The 24703-nt window shown below is 44.9% G+C and carries 19 protein-coding genes, 1 tRNA gene and 3 pseudogenes; 11 read left to right on the forward strand and 12 right to left on the reverse strand.

What is annotated here, in order from left to right:
• The first annotated feature begins 276 nt into the window (after window positions 1-276).
• The 4 genes from gvpA (at window position 277) to PN466_RS23310 (ending at window position 3197) form a co-directional block, all read left to right on the forward strand.
• Window positions 277-495, forward strand: a complete 219-nt coding sequence (gvpA, locus tag PN466_RS23295; RefSeq protein WP_271944488.1) for a gas vesicle structural protein GvpA — start codon at window positions 277-279, stop codon at window positions 493-495.
• Between the two features lie 131 nt (window positions 496-626).
• Complete coding sequence (locus tag PN466_RS23300) at window positions 627-1652, forward strand: hypothetical protein (RefSeq protein WP_271944490.1); 1026 nt, start codon at window positions 627-629, stop codon at window positions 1650-1652.
• 11 nt (window positions 1653-1663) lie between these two features.
• Window positions 1664-2761: a gas vesicle protein GvpN gene (gene gvpN / locus PN466_RS23305; protein WP_271944492.1), complete on the forward strand. Its 1098-nt coding sequence runs from the start codon at window positions 1664-1666 to the stop codon at window positions 2759-2761.
• Window positions 2762-2858: 97 nt separating this feature from the next.
• Window positions 2859-3197, forward strand: coding sequence for a gas vesicle protein (locus PN466_RS23310; RefSeq protein ID WP_271944494.1), 339 nt, complete (start codon window positions 2859-2861; stop codon window positions 3195-3197).
• A gap of 105 nt (window positions 3198-3302) precedes the next feature.
• Here PN466_RS23310 and PN466_RS23315 read toward each other — a convergent pair whose 3' ends face one another.
• The 3 genes from PN466_RS23315 to PN466_RS23325 form a co-directional block, all read right to left on the reverse strand.
• Entirely contained in the window at window positions 3303-5960 is a 2658-nt protein-coding gene (locus PN466_RS23315; protein ID WP_271944496.1) for a hybrid sensor histidine kinase/response regulator, read from the reverse strand.
• A 116-nt stretch (window positions 5961-6076) separates the two neighbouring features.
• Window positions 6077-7246 carry an ABC transporter substrate-binding protein gene (locus tag PN466_RS23320; RefSeq protein WP_271944498.1) on the reverse strand — a complete coding sequence of 390 codons (1170 nt, stop codon included), beginning with the start codon at window positions 7244-7246 and terminating at the stop codon, window positions 6077-6079.
• A gap of 142 nt (window positions 7247-7388) precedes the next feature.
• Window positions 7389-8870 (reverse strand): ATP-binding protein, encoded by a 1482-nt coding sequence (locus tag PN466_RS23325; RefSeq protein ID WP_271944499.1) that lies wholly within the window; start codon window positions 8868-8870, stop codon window positions 7389-7391.
• 208 nt (window positions 8871-9078) lie between these two features.
• Here PN466_RS23325 and PN466_RS23330 point away from each other — a divergent pair, with 208 nt between their 5' ends.
• Together PN466_RS23330 and PN466_RS23335 are read left to right on the forward strand one after the other, a co-directional pair.
• Entirely contained in the window at window positions 9079-9480 is a 402-nt protein-coding gene (locus PN466_RS23330; protein ID WP_271944501.1) for a helix-turn-helix domain-containing protein, read from the forward strand.
• 14 nt (window positions 9481-9494) lie between these two features.
• A pseudogene (locus PN466_RS23335) lies at window positions 9495-10034 on the forward strand (IS630 family transposase); the annotation flags it as partial.
• On the opposite strand, the gene PN466_RS23340 reads toward PN466_RS23335, so the two are convergent.
• The 8 genes and pseudogenes from PN466_RS23340 to PN466_RS23375 form a co-directional block, all read right to left on the reverse strand.
• Window positions 10006-10788, reverse strand: a complete 783-nt coding sequence (locus tag PN466_RS23340) for a transporter substrate-binding domain-containing protein (protein WP_271944503.1) — start codon at window positions 10786-10788, stop codon at window positions 10006-10008. The pseudogene PN466_RS23335 and the gene PN466_RS23340 sit on opposite strands and share 29 nt — an antisense overlap.
• Window positions 10789-10868: 80 nt before the next feature.
• Window positions 10869-13562: a hybrid sensor histidine kinase/response regulator gene (locus PN466_RS23345; RefSeq protein WP_271944505.1), complete on the reverse strand. Its 2694-nt coding sequence runs from the start codon at window positions 13560-13562 to the stop codon at window positions 10869-10871.
• A 104-nt stretch (window positions 13563-13666) separates the two neighbouring features.
• The gene (locus PN466_RS23350) at window positions 13667-15121 is read right to left on the reverse strand and encodes an ABC transporter substrate-binding protein (protein WP_271944507.1); all 1455 of its coding nucleotides are present in this window, start codon (window positions 15119-15121) and stop codon (window positions 13667-13669) included.
• A 140-nt stretch (window positions 15122-15261) separates the two neighbouring features.
• Complete coding sequence (locus tag PN466_RS26555) at window positions 15262-15570, reverse strand: sensor histidine kinase (protein ID WP_449314333.1); 309 nt, start codon at window positions 15568-15570, stop codon at window positions 15262-15264.
• Between the two features lie 35 nt (window positions 15571-15605).
• A pseudogene (locus tag PN466_RS23360) lies at window positions 15606-15977 on the reverse strand (response regulator); the annotation flags it as partial.
• Between the two features lie 25 nt (window positions 15978-16002).
• A complete protein-coding gene (locus tag PN466_RS23365; RefSeq protein WP_271944512.1) occupies window positions 16003-18717 on the reverse strand; it encodes a hybrid sensor histidine kinase/response regulator in 2715 nt (904 codons plus the stop codon).
• 4 nt (window positions 18718-18721) lie between these two features.
• Window positions 18722-19192, reverse strand: coding sequence for a hypothetical protein (locus PN466_RS23370; RefSeq protein WP_271944514.1), 471 nt, complete (start codon window positions 19190-19192; stop codon window positions 18722-18724).
• A 2-nt stretch (window positions 19193-19194) separates the two neighbouring features.
• Window positions 19195-19596 carry a hypothetical protein gene (locus PN466_RS23375; RefSeq protein ID WP_271944515.1) on the reverse strand — a complete coding sequence of 134 codons (402 nt, stop codon included), beginning with the start codon at window positions 19594-19596 and terminating at the stop codon, window positions 19195-19197.
• Window positions 19597-19911: 315 nt separating this feature from the next.
• Here PN466_RS23375 and PN466_RS23380 point away from each other — a divergent pair, with 315 nt between their 5' ends.
• Both PN466_RS23380 and PN466_RS23385 read left to right on the forward strand, forming a co-directional pair.
• Entirely contained in the window at window positions 19912-21054 is a 1143-nt protein-coding gene (locus PN466_RS23380; protein ID WP_271944517.1) for an AbrB family transcriptional regulator, read from the forward strand.
• Window positions 21055-21103: 49 nt separating this feature from the next.
• Window positions 21104-21619, forward strand: a complete 516-nt coding sequence (locus PN466_RS23385) for a hypothetical protein (protein WP_271944519.1) — start codon at window positions 21104-21106, stop codon at window positions 21617-21619.
• A 92-nt stretch (window positions 21620-21711) separates the two neighbouring features.
• Here PN466_RS23385 and PN466_RS23390 read toward each other — a convergent pair.
• Window positions 21712-21784: transfer RNA gene (locus PN466_RS23390), tRNA-Met, on the reverse strand.
• Window positions 21785-22022: 238 nt separating this feature from the next.
• On the opposite strand from PN466_RS23390, the gene PN466_RS23395 reads away from it, so the two are divergent.
• The 3 genes and pseudogenes from PN466_RS23395 to PN466_RS23405 all read left to right on the forward strand — a co-directional run.
• The gene (locus PN466_RS23395; protein WP_271944521.1) at window positions 22023-22709 is read left to right on the forward strand and encodes a hypothetical protein; all 687 of its coding nucleotides are present in this window, start codon (window positions 22023-22025) and stop codon (window positions 22707-22709) included.
• A complete protein-coding gene (locus PN466_RS23400) occupies window positions 22710-24125 on the forward strand; it encodes a hemolysin family protein (protein ID WP_271944523.1) in 1416 nt (471 codons plus the stop codon).
• Between the two features lie 396 nt (window positions 24126-24521).
• A pseudogene (locus PN466_RS23405) lies at window positions 24522-24703 on the forward strand (site-specific integrase); the annotation flags it as partial.

A 24703-nucleotide genomic window follows, 5' to 3' on the forward strand; every position in this document is an offset into this window, starting at 1 on the left:
TTGGTTTGCTGGGGTCGGAGGATGTGAGTTCATTCTGACATATAGCGCTTCGCACTATAGCAATAGGTAAGAGGGAAAAGGCACTCTAGCAATACAAATAATGAATTTAAGTAAAGTGTAGGAGAATTTTCACAGATCTTCCTCCATTGTCGGATAAAATAAATAACTATTGAGCCTAATTCAGGTCATTGGTGATCCATCAAGAACACTTTTACCTAAGCGGTATAAGCTTGGCTCTCGGAACCATCGCCCAATTCAAATAGGGGAAGATTAATTATGGCTGTTGAAAAAGTAAACTCTTCATCGAGTCTTGGCGAAGTAGTCGATCGCATCCTTGATAAAGGAATTGTCGTTGATGCTTGGGTTCGAGTCTCCTTAGTAGGAATTGAACTGCTGGCCATTGAAGCGCGGGTGGTTATTGCTTCGGTTGAAACTTACCTCAAATATGCTGAAGCAGTGGGTCTCACAGCTCAAGCGGCTGTCCCAGCCGTTTAAGATTCGGCATTAAACTGGCTTTCGAGAGGTATGTCTACCCTTAGAGGAAATAGAAACGGGTTTCTATTTCCTCTGAGTTTTAGAATGGCGGTCTGATAACGAAGCTCTCTAGGGGAGGGGATCAAAAGACTATGGCGCTTAAAGATGAGTGGCGATCGCAAAGAGAACAACGCCAAACCGAAACACGCTGGCGATCGGAGGCAGTGCAAACTCAGATTAAGACCCTAAATGACCAGCGTCAAGCAGCAACGGTACAACTCCAAAACCAACTGCGGCAATTTCGGACAACCTTAGCTCAAGCTGAAGCAGCTCGACGTTTCCAGGGGCAACAGCAACAGACCGCCCGGCAAACCTACACCCAGGATTTGCAGGACTCGATCGAAGACTTTTTGGAAACTTGCACCACAGAACGGTTCTTGATGAGCGATCAGATCGCCACTACCCTCCAAGAGACGATGGAGCGTTTACAAACTGAAACCCGAAACTTGTTGAAGACAGCTCGCCAGAGTCGTCAACAGCGCTACGGAGACCTTCAGGAAGATCTCGCTGAGTTTATCGAAGATCTTCATCTGCAAATGGACAGCTATCGCCAAAACCTCGAGCAAAAGCGTCAGGAGCGGATAGCTGAGATTCAGACCCGCAAAACAGAGGTAAAAAAAACGCTACAGGACAATCGTCAACAACAGCAGGAGAGCTACCAAGTCCTGCAAGGGGAACTTGATGAGTTTATCCAGAGCTTACAAGCGTATCGCCAAAATCTCTACCAAGCGGTTTGGGGTGATCCACCGGTGGCAGTGCCAGCACCAGCCATTAAACCTAAACCCATTTTTAGATCCAAGCGATCGATTTCGATCGCCAAAAGAGCAACGCCTAAACCAGCCGTCGCTCTTCCCAAACCGGTTCCCATAACAGTTCCTCCCCTCACTCCTCCCCCAACCCCAGAACAGGTACTGCAAAAAGCGGATAAAAAAAATGTAAACTATCTTTCTACGGAAGAAGAACAAGTTTATAATTTCCTACGCAAGGCTCCCGCATCGCGATTAACGGTGATAGAAGAAGCCCTAGGGATTAACCGTGTACAAGCAGTCGATACTTTGAGATCGCTGATCAAAAAAGGCATGGTGACTCAGCGCGATCGCCTGTACTCCGTACTCTAACGTAACTCCCTATGCCTACTTTACTCAATGCCCGTTCTAAGGGCTTTGTCAATACGCCCACCATTGAGCGACTGACGAACCGCGCTCTGCGCTATCTTCAGTCCGGGTTTTCTGTGCATTTGCGCGGCCCCGCAGGAACAGGAAAAACGACCCTAGCCCTGCACTTAGCAGATCTACTGGCTCGTCCCATTATGCTCATTTTTGGGGATGATGAGCTGAAAACCTCCGATCTGATTGGCAATCAATCCGGATATACCCGTAAAAAAGTGGTTGACAACTATATTCACAGTGTCATAAAACTCGAAGATGAGCTCCGGAAGAATTGGGTAGATTCTCGGTTAACTCTAGCGGCTAAAGAAGGGTTTACCCTGGTTTACGATGAATTTAATCGCTCCCGTCCAGAGGTCAATAATGTACTGTTATCGACTTTAGAAGAAAAATTGCTCGTTCTGCCTCCGAATAACAGTCGCTCTGAATATATTCGGGTTCATCCCCAATTTCGCGCCATATTTACCAGTAACCCAGAAGAATACTGCGGGGTTCATGCTACCCAAGATGCGCTTTTAGACCGTCTGGTAACCTTAAATATGCCCGATCCCGAAGCCGAAACCCAGACGGCTATTTTAGTGGAAAAAATTGGCATTACCCAGGAAGAAGCCCAAACCATCGTCAATATTGTGATGGAATTTCAGCAGAAGACGGGAACTCAGAAAACGATGGGTTTGCGATCGGGATTGATGATTGCTAAGATTTGCCACGAACATCAAATTGCGATCGCTATCAACCAAGAACCCTTTCAGGAAATCTGTGAAGATATTCTGCTCTCCCGTACCGACTTAGACCTTTCAGCCGCTTACTTGGTGTTGAAAAACCTTTTTGAGCCTCAAAACGCTCTCCCCCCTTCTCCCACTCCTGCGTCTGTTGCTCCCGAAGCGCCTCAACCTGCACAAAAAGTTTACACCTTCTTACACCAAAGCCAAGGAGCCAAATTATCAGATATCGAAAGTGCAGTTGGATTAAACCGAGTACAAACCGTCAACATTTTGCGCCATTTAATGGAACAAGGCAAAATTCGACTCAATGAAGAGCGCAAATATATCGCTCAGTAATTCATGGGGCGATCGTAAGATAAAATTAAAAAATAAATCCGATCTCTGCGTCCCCTTGTCTCCGTGTTTTCCCTGCGTCCCCTATTCCCCAATCCCCGTGCCTGCCAACTCCCGTCCCCTAACCTCAAGCCAAAGTTCAACCCTCGCTGATGTCCTCGAAAGAGTGCTAGATAAAGGGGTTGTCATTGCTGGTGATATCTCTGTTTCCGTCGGTTCAACGGAATTACTCAATGTTCGCATTCGCCTCTTAATTTCTTCTGTCGATAAAGCCAAAGAAATTGGTATTAACTGGTGGGAGAGCGACCCTTATTTAAGCAGTCAGCACAAACAACTGCAAGAAACCAATGAACGGTTGCTAGAGCGCATCGAACAACTCGAAACCCAGCTCAAAGCCTTGAAGGGAACACCTGAAGTTGAGCCTGAGATTCAAGACTGATACAGCACGTTGCTTTGTAATGGGGGGATAGGGGGAGAAAATAATAGACTGGAAAAACTTTTGGCTGTTCTAGCGATCGCTAAAAACAGTTATGAATGTATCTGATCAGAGTCGTTCTAAATGTTGTTGCAATAGAGCTTCAATTTCTTCAACCTTGAATTCATCGGCAAAATCGATAATCAACGTGGCAAATTGTTGATATTGGCCCTCCCAAGTGTGAATTTCCTGCCAAATACTATCTATATCTGCTTGGTGAGCCAACTCGAGTAATTCTTTAAGGTATTCTGGAGGAGGCACAATAACATTTTCCTCAACTTCTGAACGTTTAGACTTGCTTGTCTCAGTTAATTCTAAACCTTCATAAATCCATTCTAAATTTAAACAGTCTGAGACGATCGCATAGAGTTCTTGAGCGTTAACCGGTTTGGGTAAAAAGCAATCGCCACCAGCATCAATTGATCGCTGTTGGTCTTTTCCCGATACCGATGCTGAGGAGACCAGAATTTTCATCTCTTTCAAATCCTGACTATGGCGAATCGCGTCAATCAATTGGAAACCATCCATTACAGGCATGGCTAAATCGGTAATCAGAAAATCGGCTTGCCATTTTCGCAATTTTTCTAACCCTTCTTCACCATTTTCCGCCTCAATCGTCTTAAAGCCCAGCGGTTCAAGAAGATTGACCAGCACTGCTCGATTTTCCCAACGGTCATCAACGATAAGGAGAGTAAGACGTTGACCGACATAACCAATAATTCGGTTCTGTTGCATTTTCTCTAGGGGTTGCTCCCAGTCATCAACTTTGGCTAAGTGAATGACAAAGGAAAATTCACTCCCTTGACCGAGTCTACTTTTGACTTCAATCGTTCCGCCCATGAGATGGACAATACGCTGAGATATGGCTAGTCCTAGTCCCGTACCTTCCGATTTCTTTTGGCGATCGCCAACTTGTTCAAAGGCTTCAAAGAGATGGGCAAGATGTTCCGTCGCGATACCTACCCCAGTATCAATGATTTGAAAAAAAAGTTGGACTTCTTTGTCAGACTCTGATAGCACATCGATGTGCAAGGTGACGCTTCCCCAGTCAGTAAACTTAATCGCGTTACCAAGCAAATTAATCAGGACTTGACGCAGGCGCTTTTCATCCGTAGCAATACCCTTGGGCAAACGGTTACTAGGTTGATAAATAAAATCAATACCTTTTTGTTGAGCCTTAATCTTGCACATTTCCACAACACTTTGGAGTAACGCAGGCAAATAGAGGGGAACTGGTTCGATTTCCAGTTTGCGAGCCTCAATTTTGGCCAGATCGAGAATATCGTTAATCAATGTCAGTAAATGCTGACCGGATTGATAAATCACATTCACTTGCTTTTGTTCTGGCGTTTCTAAAGCCCGAGAGTAGGTCAAGATTTGTGCATAGCCGAGAATAGCATTGAGAGGAGTGCGTAATTCATGGCTCATATTGGCTAAAAATTCACTCTTCGCGTGGTTGGCAACCTCCGCTTGTTCTTTGGCCATTTCCAGTTCGGCGGTACGAGTTTGTACGCGCTCTTCTAGGGTGCAAATAGATTGGCGCAGTTGGGCCGTCATACTGTTAAAGGCGCGGCCCAATGCTCGGAACTCATCAGTACCGGTAATCTTAGCTTGGCATTGCAGATCGCCAGCCGCCATGGCTGAAGCAGTTTGCGTCAGTTCTTCAATGGGGCGGGTAAACTGTTTGGCAATCCAATGACTGGCCAGAAGAACCACAATCAGAACACCCGTAGCTCCCAAAATTGCGACCAAAGAGAGATAGCTGACTGTTGCTAAGGCTTTGTCTGTAGATTTTTGAACGACGAGCGTCCAACCTAAATCTTCCAAATAGGCCTGTTTCGGATTTGGGTTTAACTGGGCATAACCGAAAATAGTATCTTCCCCCTCCCGATCGCGATCGCGACACCAACCAATGGAGGTATTGGCCAGGCGATCGCGGGTTGCTAAGGGAAGTTGAGAGCCGACACGTTCGGGTTGGGAGCTATGAACGATTATCCCTTCGCGATCGACAATGCTGAGTACGCCAACTTCATTAAGAGCCGAGAAATCTTGAAAAATATCGAGACTGTCAATACGAAAGTGTGCCCTTAAAATTCCTACTGCCGATTGGGTATTCAGCAGACGAACGGGAATCATGATTTCAACCAGAGTTTCGGACTGACCGGGTTCAACCGCTAATTGACGAGTAGAGAACTTGCTTTTTCCATCATTCCAGATTGGATGCCACCAGTCTTGGTCCCCATAGTAAAAATTCTTGGGTAATACGCCGCCAAATGTCACTAAACTGCCGAAGCGATCGAGATAGACGATCTGAGTATGGGCGGGAAATTTGCGAATAAAACGGTCAAGATAGGTTTTTACGGGATGACCCCAAATGACCACTTGCAAGTCTTCATCGTCATTCATCCAAGCCATCTCTTGGTCTTGCAATCTTTTGGCTCGTTCACGATCGCTTAACTCATTCTTGCCAGTAAATTCTCCAAAAAAGAATGAGCCGTCTTCGGATAAATTGGTTAAAAGTTCGACTTCCCTCGCTAATTCTCCCACTAAACGCTGACTGCTCGATATTGCTAAAGCTTGGAATGATTCCCCCGTTTGCTGAGTTAGAATACGTCGCATCTGCCAAATTACCACCCCAACCAGGGTCGTTAAAGAAATAAAACCGATAGCAACCAAAGTGACCAAGAGTCGATTGCTCAACGATCCGAGAAAGCGACGAGAAAGCATTGGCCTTGATTTTGCTGTAGGATCGAGCATTAATCTAGAGAATGAGGGTAGGGTTCATTATTTCAGTTACTTGCAAATGAACCCATCGTACTTTACCTGCAAGGATTATTGCGTGTTTAAGATTCAGGTACCATCTCAGGAATGGGATTGGGTGGTAGAGGATCTCCAGCAATGTGTGCATCGATTAATTTGACTATCCACTCGAGGGTGTATTCTGCATCCGCAACTCGATTTTCGGGGGTAACGGCTAACCAAGCATCTAATGTCGTTTCATCGACGATCAAAAGTGGGAGTTCTAGAAATTTAGGGACTTCCTTGCCGGCTGAAATTTGTTGGGCGATCCACACGGCTGCACCCGTTGCTCCTGGGGTTCCTGCTGCGGAAACGGTTTGATATCCATTGGCATCTCGCTGTTCTTGCCACCATTTTAATTCTTTATAACGATTGCCCATGAGAATAATGGGCAGGGGGCGATCGGTGGCAGCAAAGGCTTGGGCAACACCATAGCCATCTCCCCCCTGGGTGACCACAGCATCAATAGAGGGAAGAGAAGGAAGAATTTTTTCAACTTCCTCTCGAGCAATTTCTTGAGTCCAACTACCGTAAACGGAAGCCACAATGTTGAGGTCAGGGAAGGTCATTAAACCGGCACGCAGAGAAGCGCTAATATCACTATCCGCGCTGGCTCCTTTGAGTCCTCGAACTTCTAAGAGATTCCCTTGTTTGAGTCGGTTGCCGAGATAGGTGGCTTGCAGGGCACCGTAATCATTCCATACATTGGTGATATTGTAAGCACAGGGTTCGCTGAGGGTATTTCCCGCACCAATGATAATCACCCCTGCTTCGCAAGCCGATCTCACAGCAGGGTTGAGTGCGGTTACTGAAGCGGCTTCCATCACAATGGCATTGTATCCCTCGTCAACCAATTGTTGAACCTGTTTGATTTGTTTCTCAGTGCTTCGCTCTGCATCCAAAACAACATACTCAGCAAGCAATCCTTGCTTTTTCGCTTGGCGAGCGGCTTTTTCAAAGGCTTCTACACTGGTTGTTCGATAGGTTGAACGATCCAAAAAGGACATGGATAGGGCAATTTTCATATCGGAGGTATCTCCCGTGACAATCCCCGTTCCATCACTATGGGTTGTCGCCGATTCTTGGGCAATGGGTTCTTCGGGTTGGGATTGACAACCAGGTAGAACAAAAGTGAAGATGAAGAAGAATAATATTCCTTGCAAAAATAAAAAACCGGGTTTCGCGCTTGCTTTATCAGGATAGCTTTTAAGCATAAATACTCGTGTTCTTTGTTTTCATCATAATTAAAGTTTAACAAAATAGAGAATAGGAACGAATGGCAATAGAACATTTCCTAACTCTCCCTTTCACGGCTATAGCAACTATCCTAAAAGCGGGTGTAAAGCTACCATGCACCTAAATCACATCCTGTGATAAATATTGTTGCAATAAAGTCTCAATTTCTTCTATTTTAAACTCTTCGGCAAGTTCGAGAAGAGGAGCAACAAACTCTTGATAGGAGCTATCCAATTTTTCCAGTCGATCGCAGATACTGAATAGATCGGCTTTGAGAGCAAGATCGATTAATATTTTGAGGTCTTCGGGGGGAGGAATAAGTATATCTCCCGTTTGTACCCCTTGTTGGTTTCTTGACAATATTTCTGATTTTTCTTGCTCGTTGTAAAGCCATTCTAAATTCAGACATTCCGAGAGTACTGCCAAGAGATCCTGAGCATCGACAGGTTTGGCTAAGAAGCGATCGCCACCTTCATCAAGGGCTTTTTGTTGGTCGGCTGGGGTGACAGATGCAGAGGAGACAACGATCTTATAATGCCGTAAGTCCTCGGCAGCCCGAATGCGTTTGAGCAATTCAAAGCCATCCATTACAGGCATGACAAGGTCAGTAATCAATAAATCGGGTTGCTCTTCCCGCAGGAGTTTTAACCCTTCTTCTCCATTTTCTGCCTCAAGGGTTTCAAATCCCAGGGGTTCGATGAGGTTGGACACCACAGCGCGATTTTCCCAACGGTCATCGACAATCAGGATAGTCCGACGTTCTCCTGCATAGCCGATAATGCGATCGCGCCAGTGATGTCCAGCATTATCACACCAGCGATGTCCAGCATTATCGCTCTGGTGAATTTCCCTCTGTTTTTGTGCCCAATCCTCTATTCTGGGGACATCAATAACAAAAGAGAATTCACTGCCTTGACCCAGTTGGCTTTTCACTTCAATGGTTCCCCCCATCAGATTCACAATACGCTGAGAGATGGCGAGTCCGAGTCCAGTGCCTTCTGATTGTTTTTGGCGATCGCCGACCTGTTCAAATTCTTCAAACAGTTTAGCCAGATCCCCTTCAGTGATACCGACTCCAGTATCCGTGACTTGAAAGAAAAGCTTAGTATCTGTCTCAGATTGTTGCAATACATCGATTCGCAGGGTGACAGTACCCGAATCAGTAAACTTAATGGCATTACCGAGCAAATTAATCAGAACCTGACGCAGGCGTTTTTGATCAATAGAAATGCCATCTGGCAAGCGGGTACTGGGTTGATAAATAAAATCAAGACCTTTTTGTTCAGCTTTGATTTTGCACATTTCTACAACACTTTGGAGTAAAGCAGGGAAATGGACGGGAACCGGCAATATTTCCAGTTTTCGAGCTTCGATTTTGGCCAGATCGAGAATATCATTAATTAAAGTTAGCAGATGATAACCACATTGATAAATAACATCCACCTGCTTTTTTTCTCTCGGGGGTAAAACACGAGATCGCTCTAAGATTTGGGCATAGCCAAGGATACCATTGAGGGGAGTTCGCAATTCGTGGCTCATGTTAGCAATAAAAGTACTTTTGGCTTGATTAGCAACTTCTGCTTTTTCTTTTGCCGCTTGCAATTCAACTTCTAAGACTTTGCGCTGTTCAATCTCCCGCGTTAGGGTTTGATTTCAACAGAAAATAACGATAACACCTGTCCTTCCTCCCATGGCTACAAAAATCAACCATTTAGGAATCGTTTCCTTGACTAATTCTTTGCCTCCATACCAATTACAGCGCAAAGCGCTGTAATTGGTATACAGTAAAGAAATAGAGATTATGGAGTAGATGATGAAAGCATATAGCGTAGACTTACGAGAAAAAATCGTTAAAGCGCATCTAGTAGAAAACTACTCAATTAGACAAGTTGCCGCGAGATTTTCAGTGAGTAAAAATTTAGTTCACAAGTTGGTCAAACAACAAAAAACAGAAGGAAATGTAGAGCCAAAACGCAGAGGCAAGCCCCAGTTTAGTCATCTGACAAGTGTTGAAGCTCAAGAGCAAGTGAAAGCCTTAGTAGAAAAACATATAGATGCCACTCTAAGGGAACTGTGTGAATTCTTTGCCGAAGCGACTGGTAATTGGGTAAGTCCGACAGCCCTGTGTCGCTGTTTACAGAAATTAGGGTTATCTCGTAAAAAAAAACGAGGCATAGCAGTCAAGCGGCAACAGAAAGAGTACAAAAACTAAGAGTAGAATATTGGGAAAAAATCAAAGAAATAAAGCCAGAAGACCTGGTATTTATAGATGAATCGGGTATTCTCTTAGGAAGAAGTCGTGCTTATGGTCGTTCAGAAAAAGGGACAAGAGTCAGAGAACTTAAACCTTATTATCGAGGAGCGAAAATCACTCTTGTAGGAGCCATTAGTCAGCAGGAAGTTTTAGCATTAATGACTCTTGATGGCTCATTAGATGGGGAGGCATTTAAGGTGTTTATCAATGATTTTATCCTGCCTAAATTATGGCCAGGTGCCGTCGTTGTGATGGATAATTTACCGGTTCATAAACTTGCCTCAATTGTCTCTAAAATTGAAGCGGTGGGTGCTAGTGTCATCTATTTATCTCCTTATTCTCCAGATTTTAATCCCATTGAAATGTGGTGGTCACAACTGAAGTCTTTTGTCTTCGCTTTTGCTCCTACTACCCGTGCTATGATTGATGTTCTTCTGTCCGTAGCTCTTAAGTTGATCGATCCTGAACCTTTAAAAAACTGGTTTACTCATTGTTGTTACTGTCCCTCATAACAGCGCAAAGCGCTGTATTATAAGACTCATAATAAATAGATTGTCGATCTTCTTTCCATTGCTTGAGATAACCATCAATCGTTTCACGAAGATCAGCATATTTATTTTCTGGAGTAGCAAACGTCGAGCGAGTTGGATGAAAAACGATAGCAGTTCTTTCAATTCGATACTTTTCTTCTTCAAGATATCCGAACGTACTATTAATAACCCCAGCATCTACTTCTCCACTTTCTACTAATTCTAAAACTGTTGGTGCTTCTGCTACATCAATTACTTCAGGTTGAATCCCAAAATCACGAGTCATTGCCTTGAAATTACGATTGTGGATACTTCCTGAAACTGCGGCAACTCGCTTTCGGTCTAAATCAGGTAAAATTTTTATATCGCTATTCGGTGCTACATAAACCGTCCCCCACTTAACGGCTACAGGTTCATTAACAAAATCAAAAATTTGGTCTCGTTTTTCTGAATAAGAAATAGAGGCCAGTAAGTTGATCTCGTTATTCTCTAGCTTTTTGAGTAAGATTTTCCAGTCTTCATGTATATATTTGATGTCCCATTTCTCTCGTCTGGCAATTTCTTCTAATAAATCGACAAATAATCCTTTAGGGACTCCACTCTCATCAAAAAAAACACCAGGAGGGTTATCTGTGAACCCGACCTTTATGGTTTGTCTTGCTTGGGCAAGCTCCATAAAAAAAACACCAGATAAACCAAAGACTATCATTGAAAGAATACGAATCCGAGAAAACATGAGATTGCCCATATGTTTTTGTTTATTTATGAATTTTAACGTCAATGTATATGAAGACTCTGGTTTCTATTTTATGATTTTCATTCTTCTCGATCTAGGTATTGTTTTAATAAAGTCTCAACTTCTTCTATTTTAAACTCTTTGGTAAGTTCAAGAAGAGGGGCAGCAAACTCTTGATAGCAGCTATCCAACCTTTCAAGTCGATCGCAGATGCTGAATAGATCGGCGTTGAGAGCGAGATCGATTAATATCGTGAGGTCTTCAGGAGGAGGAATCGGTATATCTCTCCTTTGTGCCCCTTGTCTGCTGCTTTTTGGTGAAAAATCTGATTCTTCTTGCTCTTCGTACAGCCATTCTAAATGCAAACATTCCGAGAGTGCGGCAAAGAGATCCTTGATATTGATGGGTTTGGCTAAGAAGCGATCGCCACCCCCATCCAGGGCCTTTTGTTTGTCAGCTTGGGTAACAGATGCCGAAGAAACAACAATCTTATAATGCTGCAAGTCCTCCGTAGTGCGAATGTGTTTGAGCAATTTAAAACCATCCATCACGGGCATAGCAAGGTCAGTAATTAATAAATCCGGTTGTTGCTCTCGCAGCATTTTTAACCCTTCTTCTCCATTTTCTGCCTCAAGGGTTGTGAATCCGAGGGGGTTGAGGAGGTTGGAAAGGACAGCTCGATTCTCCCAATGGTCATCGATAATCAGGATACTACGGCGTTCTCCTTTGTAGCCAATAATGCGAGAGTTGCTTTCAATCCCTCGGTAGGGTTGTACCCAATCATCAACTAAGGGAAGATCGAGGGTGAAGGAAAATTCACTGCCTTGGCCGAGTTCACTGGTGACTTCGATTTGTCCTCCCATAAGATGGACAATACGTTCAGAAATGGCTAGTCCCAGTCCAGTTCCTTCTGCTTTTTTCTGGACATCGCCGACCTGCTCGAACGCTTCAAACAGTTTCGTCCTATCTTCTAGGGCGATCCCTACCCCTGTATCCCTTACTTGAACCAGTAGGGTTGCCTTAGTTTCGGACAAGTCCACCACATCCACCAATAGGCTCACTGAACCGCGCTCAGTAAATTTGATGGCATTCCCAAGCAGATTAAGTAAGACTTGTCGCAGTCGCTTGTCGTCGATGGATACGCTCTCTGGGAGACGGGAACTGGTTTGATAGATAAATTCAAGTCCTTTCAGTTCAGCGCGAATTTGGCACATCTGCGCCAGGTTTTGTAAAAAGGAGGGGAGATGAAGAGGTTTAGGGACTAACTCCAGTTTGCGAGCTTCAATTTTAGAGAGGTCTAAAACATCATTAATCAGACTGAGCAAATGAGTGCCACATTGATGAATGATATTCACTCCATCCCGTTGCTGTTGCGTAGGGAGTTCGGTGTAGGACAAAATTTGAGCGTAGCCAAGAATGCCATTTAGAGGCGTGCGAAGTTCGTGGCTGATGTTGGCCAGGAATTCGCTCTTGGCGTGATTGGCTGAATCGGCTTCTTCTTTGGCCACTTGCAATTCCAAGGTTCGCTCTCGTACTCGTTGTTCGAGAGTATCAATGGAAGAACGCAGTTGTGCAGTCATAGTATTGAACGTGCGAGCTAATTCGCCAATTTCATTGTCCGATACAATGTCGGCATGAGCGTTTAAATTGCCATCGGTGATTTGCTTGGCGATCGCCGTCAATCGTCGAATGGGAGACGAAATCACATGGGCTATACCAAATCCTACCCCAATAGCGGCAAGGGTCGTTCCCAAAGCAAGAATGAGGTTATTGCGGGTTTGAATGTTTATCGGTTGGAGTAAAACGGATTTTGGGCGTAAATAAGCAACTTTCCACGGTTGGATTTGGCTCAGTGAGATCGCTCCAGCATATTCTATATTCTTTTCTTGGGAAAGAATGGTCGTGAAGTAGGGGCGATCGGGGTTAAAATTAGCAGAAAATTCGTCAAATTGTGTCAGTTGAGTTGCGAGATCGGTAGGTAGGGATGAAGGCAAGCGATACATGGCCTGTAGCTCCTGAATAGTTTCCGATTCGGGAGGGGCAAGGAACTGAAAGCGCAGTTCTTGAGGCAAGCCACCATCATCGCGATAGCCTTGGGCCAAGCGCAAATTGTGGTTATCGAGTAAGAGAGCAAACGAAAGAGAACCCGCTAAATTCTCATGTTCGAGTATGAGATGTTGAAGTTTAGCCGCGCTGTACTGACTGCGTAGGACACCCATTACTTCTCCCGTTTGGCGATCGCGGATAGACTGGCTGAAATAGAGGTAAGGTTGGCCATCAACCTCAGAAAATTCGATGTTGGAAACAATAGGTTCTCCCGTTTCGAGGGCAATTTGGAAATAATTGCGATCGGACTCATCTTGTCCGATCTGAAGGGAGTAAGTATCGAGGAGGTTCCGGCCATTGGTATCGAGCAGAGCATAGGAAACTAAAAAAACTTTATCTTTCGCCATCAAGATATTTAAGCTGTTCAGAGCTTGCTCTTTCAAGATAGAATTGGGTGTACTCAAATAAGTAGCAAAGGTTTCTTGTTGCGCTTCCGTAGCAATAGCCGTTAAATTAGTGCGCACCAACACATCAAGAGTGACTACAGTTTGGGACGCAGCAGTATTAAGGGATTGATTGGCCGATTCAATCAAGTCTGTCCGTGTGGTGTGGTAATTCCACCAAGCAAATCCTGCCAAGGGAGTTAGAGCAATAAAGCAAAACACGCCTAAGAGTTGATGACGCAAACTGTAGTGATTAAAGAAATGTTCGAGAGAGAGAGCTTTCATGATTTTCAATTCAAGCGCTACGCGCTAGGGAATCGGGAATCGGAAGTCAGGAGTTGAGTCTTTCCTCATTACCCACTCCCCACTCCCCAGCGTGAAGCGCTATTTTAAAGGGCTTCCGTTGCTCGAGCAGCAGCTTCTGCCATTTTATACACAGTTGTTTTAGTGCTCTGTTGGTCGGTCATTAGTTTTCCCAGTTCTACTGGAAAACAATCAAAACCGAGGTCGATCCAATTAGGAAGGTGAGGTTCCGTTCCCATACGATTTTCAATGGCATCCAGGGTAACATCAAAATAGTTGGCAACTCGAGGATTGGCTCCAAACCCAAGTTGTAATCGAGGATCGCTGTAGGTGCTGCGGCGAACGCTGTTGGTTTGACTCAGAATCGTCGTGCGAGTAATCACATCCGGACTGGTGAGCCATTGCAAAAATACCCATGCCGCATCTGGGTTTTTGCTATAACGAGAGAGTGCCAGGCTACTCCCTCCTTGATGGCTAATACCCGGAACTTCGCCAAAGCCGCATTCGCTGGCAGGACGCAGGGTAACTTCTTGGGGACAAGGAGCCACTGCTACTCTTCCCGATATTGGGGAGCCAGATGAGCTTTCAAACCATGGAAACCATTCTCCCCAAGAAATCATGATAGCGGCGCGACCTTGGCGAAAGGCTTCTGCTTCCCCATACCAATCCCAGGTTGTTGCAGCCGGAGGAGCATAGGGTCGTTGAGCGAGCATGTATTCGATTCCGGCGATCGCCCGATCGTCGTTAATGGCTGGAGTTCCATCTGCATAATAAATCGATCCACCATGGGCCCACAACCAAGCTGTCATATTACAATGTAGGCTGTAATGCCCTACTTTCCACTGTCCTAGCGTTCCATAGATTTGAGGCGCTTTGGCTTCGCTAATCGCTTTGATCGTCGCCAAGTACTCTATCATTGTCGTTGGAACAGATAACCCCAATTCTTCCAAAACATCCGGGCGGTAGAACATAATAAAAATAGGGATGTCGTAGGGAATTGCAGCCAAGTTTCCTTGATAAGATGCAACATTAGCCACCAAAGACTGGAAAAAATCCTCAAAATCATAGTTGGGATATCGCAGCTCACTGTTTTCCAGCAATTCTTTGGGATTGACCCCAATATTAACAAAACGACCGATCCAAGCCTGATCCCAATACATGATGTCGTAGGTTCCCGCTTCTCTAGCTATGTCTTGCTCGATTCGTCCCAGAACGCGATCGAGGGGCAGTATATCCCATTGCACGTCGATTCCCGTTAGGGGAGTAAATTCATCTTGCATCAATTCCCAAGCTGCTTTTGTAGCAGGGACATCTTCTATGATTAATCGTAGAGTTGTGCCGGAAAAGGTTTTTCCGACATCTTTGAGAAAGTAATAGGCATCGGTTCCGATGACACCTGCCGATTCCAAACCGCGCGTCTCTTCTACGGATAATTGAAGGAGAGAAGATGGGGACAAACGACGGCAGGCTTTCAATGCAGAAGTGGCGCTCCATCCCAATGCGGCTGATGTTCCCCAGTGCAAGACATCACGTCTTTTCATAGTTTAATCTCTTATATCATTTTTGGTGTTTCAGGACAAGGAGTATGGGGGGCTTTCGAGTTTACAGAGAATTAACCCTTGATTCCCCCAACTGGCGATCGCGCCAAACAAAACATGGCGCTGGCGAGGCTTGAATGGTTTTAGCAGAGGTCTATTGAGTCAGACTTGATATTCTTCAAAGGAAGAGAAATCATCAATTCTGTACCTTGTCCCAATTCTGAAGAACAAATTAGGGTTCCACCCTGTTTTTCTGTGACAATTTGACGGGCGATAGCCAGCCCTAATCCCGTCCCTTTTCCTATGGATTTAGTTGTGAAAAATTGCTCAAATATTCGAGATTTAATTTGAGGGGATATCCCCACTCCATTATCTTTGATTTTAACGCAAATCAATGACTTTTTGTCCCTCGTATTTATTTCAGTATGAAGACTAATTTTAGGTCGTTCTATATGTTCCTTCGGATACTCTGTTTGATTCCTGTATTTAGATTAATATGAACTTTAATGCGAGCCAAAAGTTCGGTATGATCGAAGGGTTTTGTGATATAGTCAACGCCCCCCATTTCCAATCCTTTAACCTTATTGATAGCATCGGAAAGTGCGGTAATAAAAATAACAGGAATATGTTGGGTTTGGGGATCTGCTTTGAGACGGCGACAGGTTTCAAAACCATCGATACCAGGCATTTGGATATCAAGAAGAATTAAATCGGGCTGATAGTGTTGCAATCGTTTAAGAGCGCGATCGCCATCAATAGCTGTGGCAACAGTGTATCCCGCATTATTTAACGTTTCGCTAATGACTTTTAGATTGGCGGGGGTATCATCAACCGCTAAAATTTGTCCTTTATTTGACATAATTATTCTCTTGGTTAACGTTCTCTCAGTCTAAATACTGTTGCAAAAACTCCTCAATTTCTTCTATTTTAAACTCTTCGGCAAGTGCGAGGATAGGAACAGCAAACTCTTGATAGCGGCTATCCCACGTTCCAATTTTATGGCAGATTTCATTGGTATCTGCCCGGTGAACAATCATCAGCAAGTCTTTGAGGTCTTCGACTGGGGGAACAAGCATATCATCCTCTTGTGTTCTTTCTTCATTTTCATCTGATTGAGTTTCTTCTCTTTCTTCATAAAGCCATTGTAAATCCAGACACTCCGAAACTATGGCAAAGAGAGTATTAGCATCAACGGGTTTGGCTAAGAAGCGATCTCCACCCCCATCAAGGGCGTTCTGTTGATCCACTTGGGCTACGGATGCAGAGGAGACCACAATCTGATAATGGTGCAAGTCCTCAGCAGCACGAATGTGTTTAATCAACTCAAAACCATCCATCACAGGCATGGCGAGGTCAGTAATTACTAAATCTGGCTGTTTTTCCCGCAGGAGTTTTAATCCTTCTTCTCCGTTTTCTGCTTCAATGGTCTCAAAACCTAGGGGTTCAAGGAGGTTGGAGACTACGGCTCGATTCTCCCAACGGTCATCGATAATCAAGATGCTACGGGTTTCTCCTTCATAGCCGATAATGCGATTACGCCAGTGATACCTAGCATTATCGCTGCCTTCAATCCCTTGATGTTGTTGTACCCAATTATCGACTACAGGAAGTTCAAGGATGAAGGAAAACTCACTCCCTTCACCTAGTTCACTTTTGACCTCGATTTCTCCCCCCATGAGATGGACAATGCGTTGAGAGATAGGCAGTCCCAGTCCAGTTCCTTCTCCTTGTTTTTGGGCATCGCCAACGTGCTCAAAGGCTTCAAACAGTTTTGCCATATCTTCTGGGGCAATCCCGACTCCTGTATCGATTACTTTAAAGATCAGAGTGGCTTGGGTTTCGGATAAATCGACAACATCTACAGAGAGCGTCACCGAACCGCGATCGGTAAATTTAATGCTGTTACTGAGCAGATTGAGCAAGATTTGTCGCAGTCGCTTGTCGTCAATAGACACGCCTTCTGGGAGAGGGGAATTCGTTTGATAGATAAAATCAATCCCTTTGACTTCAGCACGGACTTGGCATATCTCCACCACACTCTGCAAAAAGGAGGGGAGATGAACAGGCTTGGGGACTAGCTCCAGTTTGCGAGCTTCAATTTTAGAGAGATCTAAAATATCATTAATAAGACTCAGTAAGTGAGTCCCAGATTGGTGAATAATATGAATTCCATCTCTTTGTTTTTGCGTCGGAAGTTCGGTGTAGGACAAAATTTGAGCATAGCCAAGAATGCCATTGAGAGGAGTGCGAAGTTCGTGGCTGATGTTGGCCAGGAATTCGCTCTTGGCGTGATTGGCTGAATCGGCTTCGTCTTTGGCCACCTGCAATTCTACCGTACGCTGTCGCACTTGTTGTTCGAGAGTATCAATGGAACAACGCAATTGTGCAGTCATAGTATTGAACGTGCGAGCTAATTCGCCAATTTCATTGCGGGAGGTGATATCTGCACAAGCACTTAAATTTCCATCGGCAATTTGTCGAGAGATCGCCGTCAATCGTCGAATGGGAGACGTAATTACATTGGCCATACCAAATCCCACGCCAAGAGCAGCAAGAGTTGTCCCTAAAGCGAAGAGACGATTATTTCGGGTTTGAATGTTTATCGGTTGGAGTAAAACGGATTTTGGACGCAAATAAGCAACCTTCCAAGATTGGATTTGGCTCAGTGCGATCGCTCCGGCATATTCTATGTTCTTTTCTTGGGAAAGAATGGTCGTGAAGTAGGGGCGATCGGGGTTAAAATTAGCAGCAAATTCGTCAAATTGTGTCAGTTGAGTTGCGAGATCTGTAGGTAGGGATGGGGGAAAGCGATACATTGCTTGTAGCTCCTGAATCGTTTCCCATTCAGGAGGGGCGAGAAATTGAAAGCGCAGTTCTTCAGGCAAGCCACCATCATCGCGATAGCCTTGGGCCAAGCGCAAATTGTGATCGTCGAGTAGAATTGGAAAAGACAAAGAACCGGCTAAATTCTCATGTTCTAGTATGAGGAATTGGAGTCTAGTGGCACTATACTGACTGCGTAGGACACCAATCACTTCTCCCGTTTGGCGATCGCGGACTGAATGGCTGAAATATAGGTAAGGCTGACCATCCAATTGAGAAAACTCTACGTTGGAAACAAAAGGTTCTCCTGTTTCTAAGGCAACTTGGAAATAGTCGCGATTGGACTCGTCTTGTCCGACTTGAGGAGAGTAGGTATCGAGGAGATTCTGCCCATTGATATCAAGGAGAGCCACAGAGATCAAAAACACTTTATCTTTTGCCATTAAGGTGTTTAATATATTGAGTGCTTGCTTTTTCAGGGCGGGAGAAGCACTCGAGCTAGTTTTTAGATAATTCACAAAGGTTTCTTGTTGCGTTGCTATAACAAGAGATGTGAGGTTAATCTTAACAAACGCATCCAGGGATTTTGCAGTTTGAGAAGCGGCTGCATCAAGAGATTGATTAGCCGATTGAATCAAGGCACTCCGAGTGACTCGATAATTCCACCAAGCAAAACCCGTGAGAGGAATCAGAGTGATAAGGCAAAATACGCCTAACAGTTGATGGCGCAAGCTGTAATCATTAAGAGAGTGAAAACTCCGAAAGATAGCTTTCATGGTTTTAGGTGAGTGAAAGGGTTTGCGTGGCTCGGGCAGCAGCTCGTGCCATATTGTCTAAAGTGGTTTGAATGCTCTGTTGGTTAGTTATTAATCTTCCCAGTTCTATGGGAAAGCGATTGAAACCCAAATCGATCCAATTGGGAAGGTGAGGTTCCGTTCCCATAGGATTTTCAATGGCATCCAGGGTAACATCAAAATAATTGGCCACTCGGAGATTGGCTCTCAATCCAAGTTGCAATCGAGGGTCGCTGTAGGTGCTGCGGCGAACGCTGTTGGTTTGACTCAAAATTGCTATGCGGATAATGATATCAGAACTGGTGAGCCATTGCAAAAATACCCATGCTGCATCTTGATTTTTGCTATAACGAGAGAGTGCTAAACTGCTCCCTCCTTGATGACTAATACCCGGAACTTCGCCAAAGCCGCATTCGCTGGCAGGACGCAGGGTAACTTCTTGGGGACAAGGAGCCACTGCTACTCTTCCCGATATTGGGGAGCCAGATGAGCTTTCAAACCACGGAAACCATTCTCCCCAACGGGAAAAGTACCGCGTTTTTCATTGCCAACAGTGATGCGATCGTTGGGGCCGCGATCAGCGATCGCATAAAATATATTATCTGGATCATTCAGTGAATGATCTAATCCTGAAAAGAGTCCGCCGATGCGAATACCACGATCATCTTGCACTTGATTGGCAATGGCGTTATTTTGTACCGTTTTTAAGCTGATGGGAGGTAAACGGAATATCTCCCCAAGTACCACTGTCCGCTGTGCAATCCAATTTCCCATACTCGGTTGATGCTTCAGAACTGTAATCCCAGCAACAAGGACGCTACGCATCAAACCACTCAAGACTAATCGGTGAACTCTCTTCATAACCCTTATCTGCGATCATCTAACGAAAAAACAGCATTATTATTTCCGATCGAGTTTAAGGCAGCCTTAAGATATCATTGATAAATTGAGTGTTAAGACTAAAAAAATAGCAGAAACTACTGTATCTTGATCTAGAACCAATATCTTGATCTAGAACCAATATGACAATCCAAAGACGTTACAAATAGAGAGTGGAGAAATATTAGAACGGGTGATTAACAAACTGGCCCAACAGAGTAAACTAGAACCCTTTGCTCCAGTCGTTATCAATATTTTACGAAATTTGGTACAAGGAAAGAGACTAGAGTAATTTTGATGAACCTCAATGATATGGTCGATGTTCCCAAACCCAATCAGCCAGAACAGCTCTCCTCAGAGGAAATGCTTCAGGATAAGCTCAAAAATAGCTTATCTTATATTGGTTTAGTAGCGATCGCCTCTCTTACCGCCGTCGTGTTAAGCCAGCTCCATATTCCTGTATCCTGGCTTGTTGGACCCATGATTTTTGGTCTCATATATGCCCTTTTTAAAGGAGAAGCACAACCGCTCCCCCCGATTTTCTCCATTATCGGTCAAGGGATTATTGCCCTGACGACGGCCACCCGTTTCTCCTTTGATACCCTGGTTTTAGCTAAAGAATATGCCCTGCCTCTGCTCGGCTGTATAACTATTACAGGGATATTGAGTGTATTGAATGGTTATCTTCTCAGTCGTTGGGCTGGAATAGACAAAGCAACAGGTTTTTTAGGATGCATTCCGGGAGCAGGGCCAACGTTAGTTGCCCTCAGTGAAGATTTAGGCGGAGATGCGATCGCCGTTGCCTTTCTGCAATACCTGCGCATTCTCATGGTATCTGTGATTGTACCATCCCTTGTCACATTCTCGTCTGGCGAAACGATCAGTCAACCCGTGATTCTGCCGGAGATATCTACCTCATCAGCAACCCTTCCCCCGATTCTCAACCTTGGTATTTTAGCCGTCTGTGGTGTTTTCGGTCTCTTCATAGGAAGGGGGATAAAATTGCCGGCCGCCGTCTTTCTTGGCCCCTTTTTCCTGGGCTTAATGACCTTCTGGATACTTCCCTATCCCCTCCATGTTCCCGATCCCATTTTTGCTGCCAGTTTGTTGCTCTTTGGATTATCCATCGGCCTCAAATTTGATCGCCAAGTTGCCCAAACTTTGGTGAAATCAGTCGTCATTCAATTGGGTTTAGTGATGATCTTAATTGCCGTTTGTTTAGGCATTGGCTATGAATTTCATCAATTGACCCATATCGACACCTTAACCGCTATTTTAGGCACAACCCCAGGAGGTATTAGTGCAATAACCGCCACGGTAATCGAAATTGGCGGCAATGTGGGCTTAGTGGTGGCGATGCAAATGACCCGCATGTTCCTGGTTTTATTATTGAGTCCTTGGTTAGCGGCCTCTTTATTGTCTGCTAAACCAGGGGTTTAACCGCTGATGATCGGCTATGATTGTCTAAAAATCGTGAGGAGTAGTACACATGCTAACTCGACTCAAAACTCTCATTTCCCTTGGTCTACTGGCTTCCCTTGGGGTATTTACCCTAGCATCTAAAGCGAATGCCCAGTTTAATGCCGATCCGAATCCGGTACTACCCGATCAAGCCGTGGTCTACCAATCGATTCCCGAACTCTTTGATGCAGCTTACTATAGCAATGGTGGAGACTACTTTTATCAGCGATCGTTGACTGGTCAAGTCCAAAACTTTTTAGGCCTACCTCGATTCTCCGAGCATAATACTCGCCGGAGTGCCCAACTGGTTCATATCCTCTACAAAAATATTACCCAAGTGCAAAATACCAGCACGCCTATTGTTCGCACTCAAGATTTATATAACCCCTTCGATCAAAACTTAGTGGTTTCTCCCAGTGTGTCCACCGAACCCGATCCGATCCCTCCTGCTCCCACTCCCTTTGTGCCCTTTTCTCCTCCTCCTCCGGTAGCTCCCTTACCTCCAGCACCACTGCCTCGTGCGCCTGAACCTCAGCTTTTCTAACTCCAAAGGTGCAGCTATTCTCTAGGAGATCGATGATTGCTCAACAAAGAAACCCGACCTTCACTCACCAAGAGTTTAGAGTCGGGTTTCACTGCGCCCTACTGGAATCGAACCAGTCTGAAGGCGAATTATGAGTTCGCTGCCTCCCCAATCGGCCAAGGGCGCTAGAGATTGATAGACTCTGAGTAAACTTAGGGAGTGAACGAAAATTTCTCTGTCAATCTCAATCTTATTTATCTTAGCACAAGGTGGGAGGGAGGAGGCAAACCCCCCTGTGTCCCCCCTTGGGGGGAAGGCAATAGAGAATATCCGTGTCACTTTGCCCAAGTTAGCTTAGACTAATCGGATGATTGGTATCTTGACCGAAGAGAACAAACATAGAGAACAACGTAGGTAGAGAAAGATGAGATTAAATTCCACAGTTGCGCTGACGCTAATTTTACTGTCGATGATGTTTGGTGCGGGGATTATTAGTGCGGCACTAGGGTTTAATATTGGTCGAGAAGCGCTCAAGGGGATTACTCAACCGGACTCTAGCCCCACTAGCACGATGGTGAATCGTCAACCGGGAACGACGGGTAAAACTTCAGTGCCGATTTTGGAGGAAGAGGAGATCTTAAAACGGGTGGACACTTATATTGAGGGTGAAGGGGCGAATGAGTCACAAGATCAGAGTTTCCAACCCACTCCAGACTCTTCTCAGCAGGCGATCGCCGAACCTAAGGAACCGACTCTCAGTTTACCCGGTTTTCCGATCGCCACTCAAGATCGAGGCGTTACCCTAGAAATCTCGGCTGCCTATCAACAACAGGATAATTTAGAACTGGATGTGAAAATTCGCAATGATAGTCCCCAGATGGTGCGCTTTCTTTATAGTCTCTTGAATATTACAGACAATCGGGGGCGCTCTTTAACTGCAACAACCTCGGGTTTACCCTCCCAAGTTCCCCCCAATCAGGAAGAGTTTTCCGGTAAAGTGAGTGTACCGGTGGCTCTGTTGGCAGATGCTCAACACTTGTCTATGAAGCTCACCGATTATCCCGATGAAGAGTTAAATCTTCAAGTTTCTGGTATTCCAGTTGTTCGCTAAATGGACACAGAGATTCCGTTAACTCCATTTATGGGAATACCCTTTCATCTGGCTGCATTAACCTTTGCCGATGGTTCCATTCGACTCTTATCCGTTTTCTTATTAATTGCGATTAATGCCTTTTTTGTAACGGCTGAGTTTTCCATTGTCTCCGTGAGGCGATCGCGGATTCAACAATTGGTTTCTACTGGTGATGTACCTGCCCAAACGGTACAAAAGTTACACACTAATCTAGAGCGTCTCCTCTCAACCACCCAATTGGGTATTACCCTATCCAGTTTAGCTCTAGGGTGGATAGGGGAAAATACGATGGCAACAATTTTGCAAGAGGCGCTCTCGAATTCTCCCCTTTCTCCATCTCTCCGACAAAGCTTAACCCATTCCCTCTCTATTCCCCTAGCGTTTATTATCATTGCTTACTTGCAGATCGTGTTAGGGGAATTATGCCCGAAATCCGTTGCCCTATTATATTCAGAGCAATTGGCTAGGGTTTTAGGCCCACCCAGTTGGGCGATCGCCCGCTTTTTTAATCCCTTTGTTTGCATACTTAATCGCTCTACCCGGTTTCTCTTGGGTTTGGTGGGGGTTCGCTACTCTGCCCAAACCTGGCACACCCGTGTCACCCCAGAAGAGCTACAACTCATTATCAGTACGTCTACTGAGTCCATTGGTTTACACGCTTCTGAGCGGGAACTGCTCAATAATGTCTTTGAATTTGGGGAAGTAGTGGCTGAAAATGTAATGATTCCCCGCACCAGCATTGAGAGTATTTCCTATGATGCCATGTTTCAAGATTTGCTTGATGAAGTGGCAAAAACAGGGCATTCTCGCTATCCGGTAATGGCGGATTCCCTAGATGATATTCGGGGGATTGTTAACTTTAAACAATTAGCGGGCCCTTTAGCAAAGGGAGATTTATCCCCAGAAACGGCGATTCAAGTCTGGGTACGTCCAGCACGATTTGTGCAAGAAAATACTCCAGTGTTGGAATTATTGCGATTGATGCAGCGATCGCACCAAGCGATGGTCATTGTTGTTGATGAGTTTGGCGGAACAGCGGGATTAATTACCATTCAGGATATCGTAGCCGAAATTATCGGCGATACGGAAGAACCAGATAATGGTCAAGAATCTCTCATCCAACAGCTCGATGAACAAACCTATCTGGTGCAAGCGCAATTAGATATTGAAGAAGCCAACGATATGCTCAACTTGGATTTACCCCTTGACGATGATTATCAAACTTTGGGGGGATTTGTGATTACCCAACTACAAAAAATCCCGAATGTGGGAGAAGTCCTCAATTATGAGACTCTAGAGTTTACCGTCATTAAAGCGGAAGGGCCGCGCTTAGACCAAATTCGCATCCGTCGTGATGAGCAGTTGCTTAACCCTCCTTCCCCCTTAGAAGAATAAAAGAGGAATTTCAGGCCTGCTGAACAGCAAGACAGGGGCGATCGCCCTATCGAACAATCGAGAACTTAAAGCGGGACTGACGGGTCTCGAACCCAAGTCCTAATCAGCAACTCACCTCATCCGAGTGGCTGTAACTCTTGTCCAACATACATTCAACACACTGAACCTTGAAAATGTGTTGAAAATGTGTTGAATATGGACACCTATATAAGACAGGCGCGGAGTCTGGTTAATAAGTATTTTCACTCTAACTCTATCGAAGTATCCAAATTGGTAGACCATGAGCTAGTGAGGGCTCGCCTCAAAGCTTCTCAGAAGTCAACCCCCAAGGGTATTCGAGTTGTTGTTTCTGGGAATCGGTTATACCTTCGGTTCAAAACAGCTACCAAGCCATCGATGGTAAACAATACTTGCAATGAATCTTTCACTCGCGATGAGTGCATCAACGCCTTAGCGAAAGCCCTAGCAGTCTTTGACAAACTCAAGGAAACTGAATCAGAGTCTGAATTTTGGTCATGGTACGAGTCGGAAATCAAGGGAACTGTGTCTCTTGAGAATGACATCATTACTATTGGCGA

Source organism: Roseofilum reptotaenium CS-1145, from assembly GCF_028330985.1.
GTDB lineage: Bacteria > Cyanobacteriota > Cyanobacteriia > Cyanobacteriales > Desertifilaceae > Roseofilum > Roseofilum reptotaenium.

What these genes read in the sequence shown, in the direction of transcription:
- gvpA (WP_271944488.1), top strand. Translation starts at nt 277, where the DNA reads ATGGCTGTTGAAAAAGTAAACTCTTCATCGAGTCTTGGCGAAGTAGTC.
- PN466_RS23300 (WP_271944490.1), top strand. Translation starts at nt 627, where the DNA reads ATGGCGCTTAAAGATGAGTGGCGATCGCAAAGAGAACAACGCCAAACC.
- gvpN (WP_271944492.1), top strand. Translation starts at nt 1,664, where the DNA reads ATGCCTACTTTACTCAATGCCCGTTCTAAGGGCTTTGTCAATACGCCC.
- PN466_RS23315 (WP_271944496.1), bottom strand. Translation starts at nt 5,960, where the DNA reads ATGCTTTCTCGTCGCTTTCTCGGATCGTTGAGCAATCGACTCTTGGTC.
- PN466_RS23320 (WP_271944498.1), bottom strand. Translation starts at nt 7,246, where the DNA reads ATGCTTAAAAGCTATCCTGATAAAGCAAGCGCGAAACCCGGTTTTTTA.
- PN466_RS23330 (WP_271944501.1), top strand. Translation starts at nt 9,079, where the DNA reads ATGATGAAAGCATATAGCGTAGACTTACGAGAAAAAATCGTTAAAGCG.
- PN466_RS23340 (WP_271944503.1), bottom strand. Translation starts at nt 10,788, where the DNA reads ATGTTTTCTCGGATTCGTATTCTTTCAATGATAGTCTTTGGTTTATCT.
- PN466_RS23345 (WP_271944505.1), bottom strand. Translation starts at nt 13,562, where the DNA reads ATGAAAGCTCTCTCTCTCGAACATTTCTTTAATCACTACAGTTTGCGT.
- PN466_RS23350 (WP_271944507.1), bottom strand. Translation starts at nt 15,121, where the DNA reads ATGAAAAGACGTGATGTCTTGCACTGGGGAACATCAGCCGCATTGGGA.
- PN466_RS23365 (WP_271944512.1), bottom strand. Translation starts at nt 18,717, where the DNA reads ATGAAAGCTATCTTTCGGAGTTTTCACTCTCTTAATGATTACAGCTTG.
- PN466_RS23375 (WP_271944515.1), bottom strand. Translation starts at nt 19,596, where the DNA reads ATGAAGAGAGTTCACCGATTAGTCTTGAGTGGTTTGATGCGTAGCGTC.
- PN466_RS23380 (WP_271944517.1), top strand. Translation starts at nt 19,912, where the DNA reads ATGAACCTCAATGATATGGTCGATGTTCCCAAACCCAATCAGCCAGAA.
- PN466_RS23385 (WP_271944519.1), top strand. Translation starts at nt 21,104, where the DNA reads ATGCTAACTCGACTCAAAACTCTCATTTCCCTTGGTCTACTGGCTTCC.
- PN466_RS23395 (WP_271944521.1), top strand. Translation starts at nt 22,023, where the DNA reads ATGAGATTAAATTCCACAGTTGCGCTGACGCTAATTTTACTGTCGATG.
- PN466_RS23400 (WP_271944523.1), top strand. Translation starts at nt 22,710, where the DNA reads ATGGACACAGAGATTCCGTTAACTCCATTTATGGGAATACCCTTTCAT.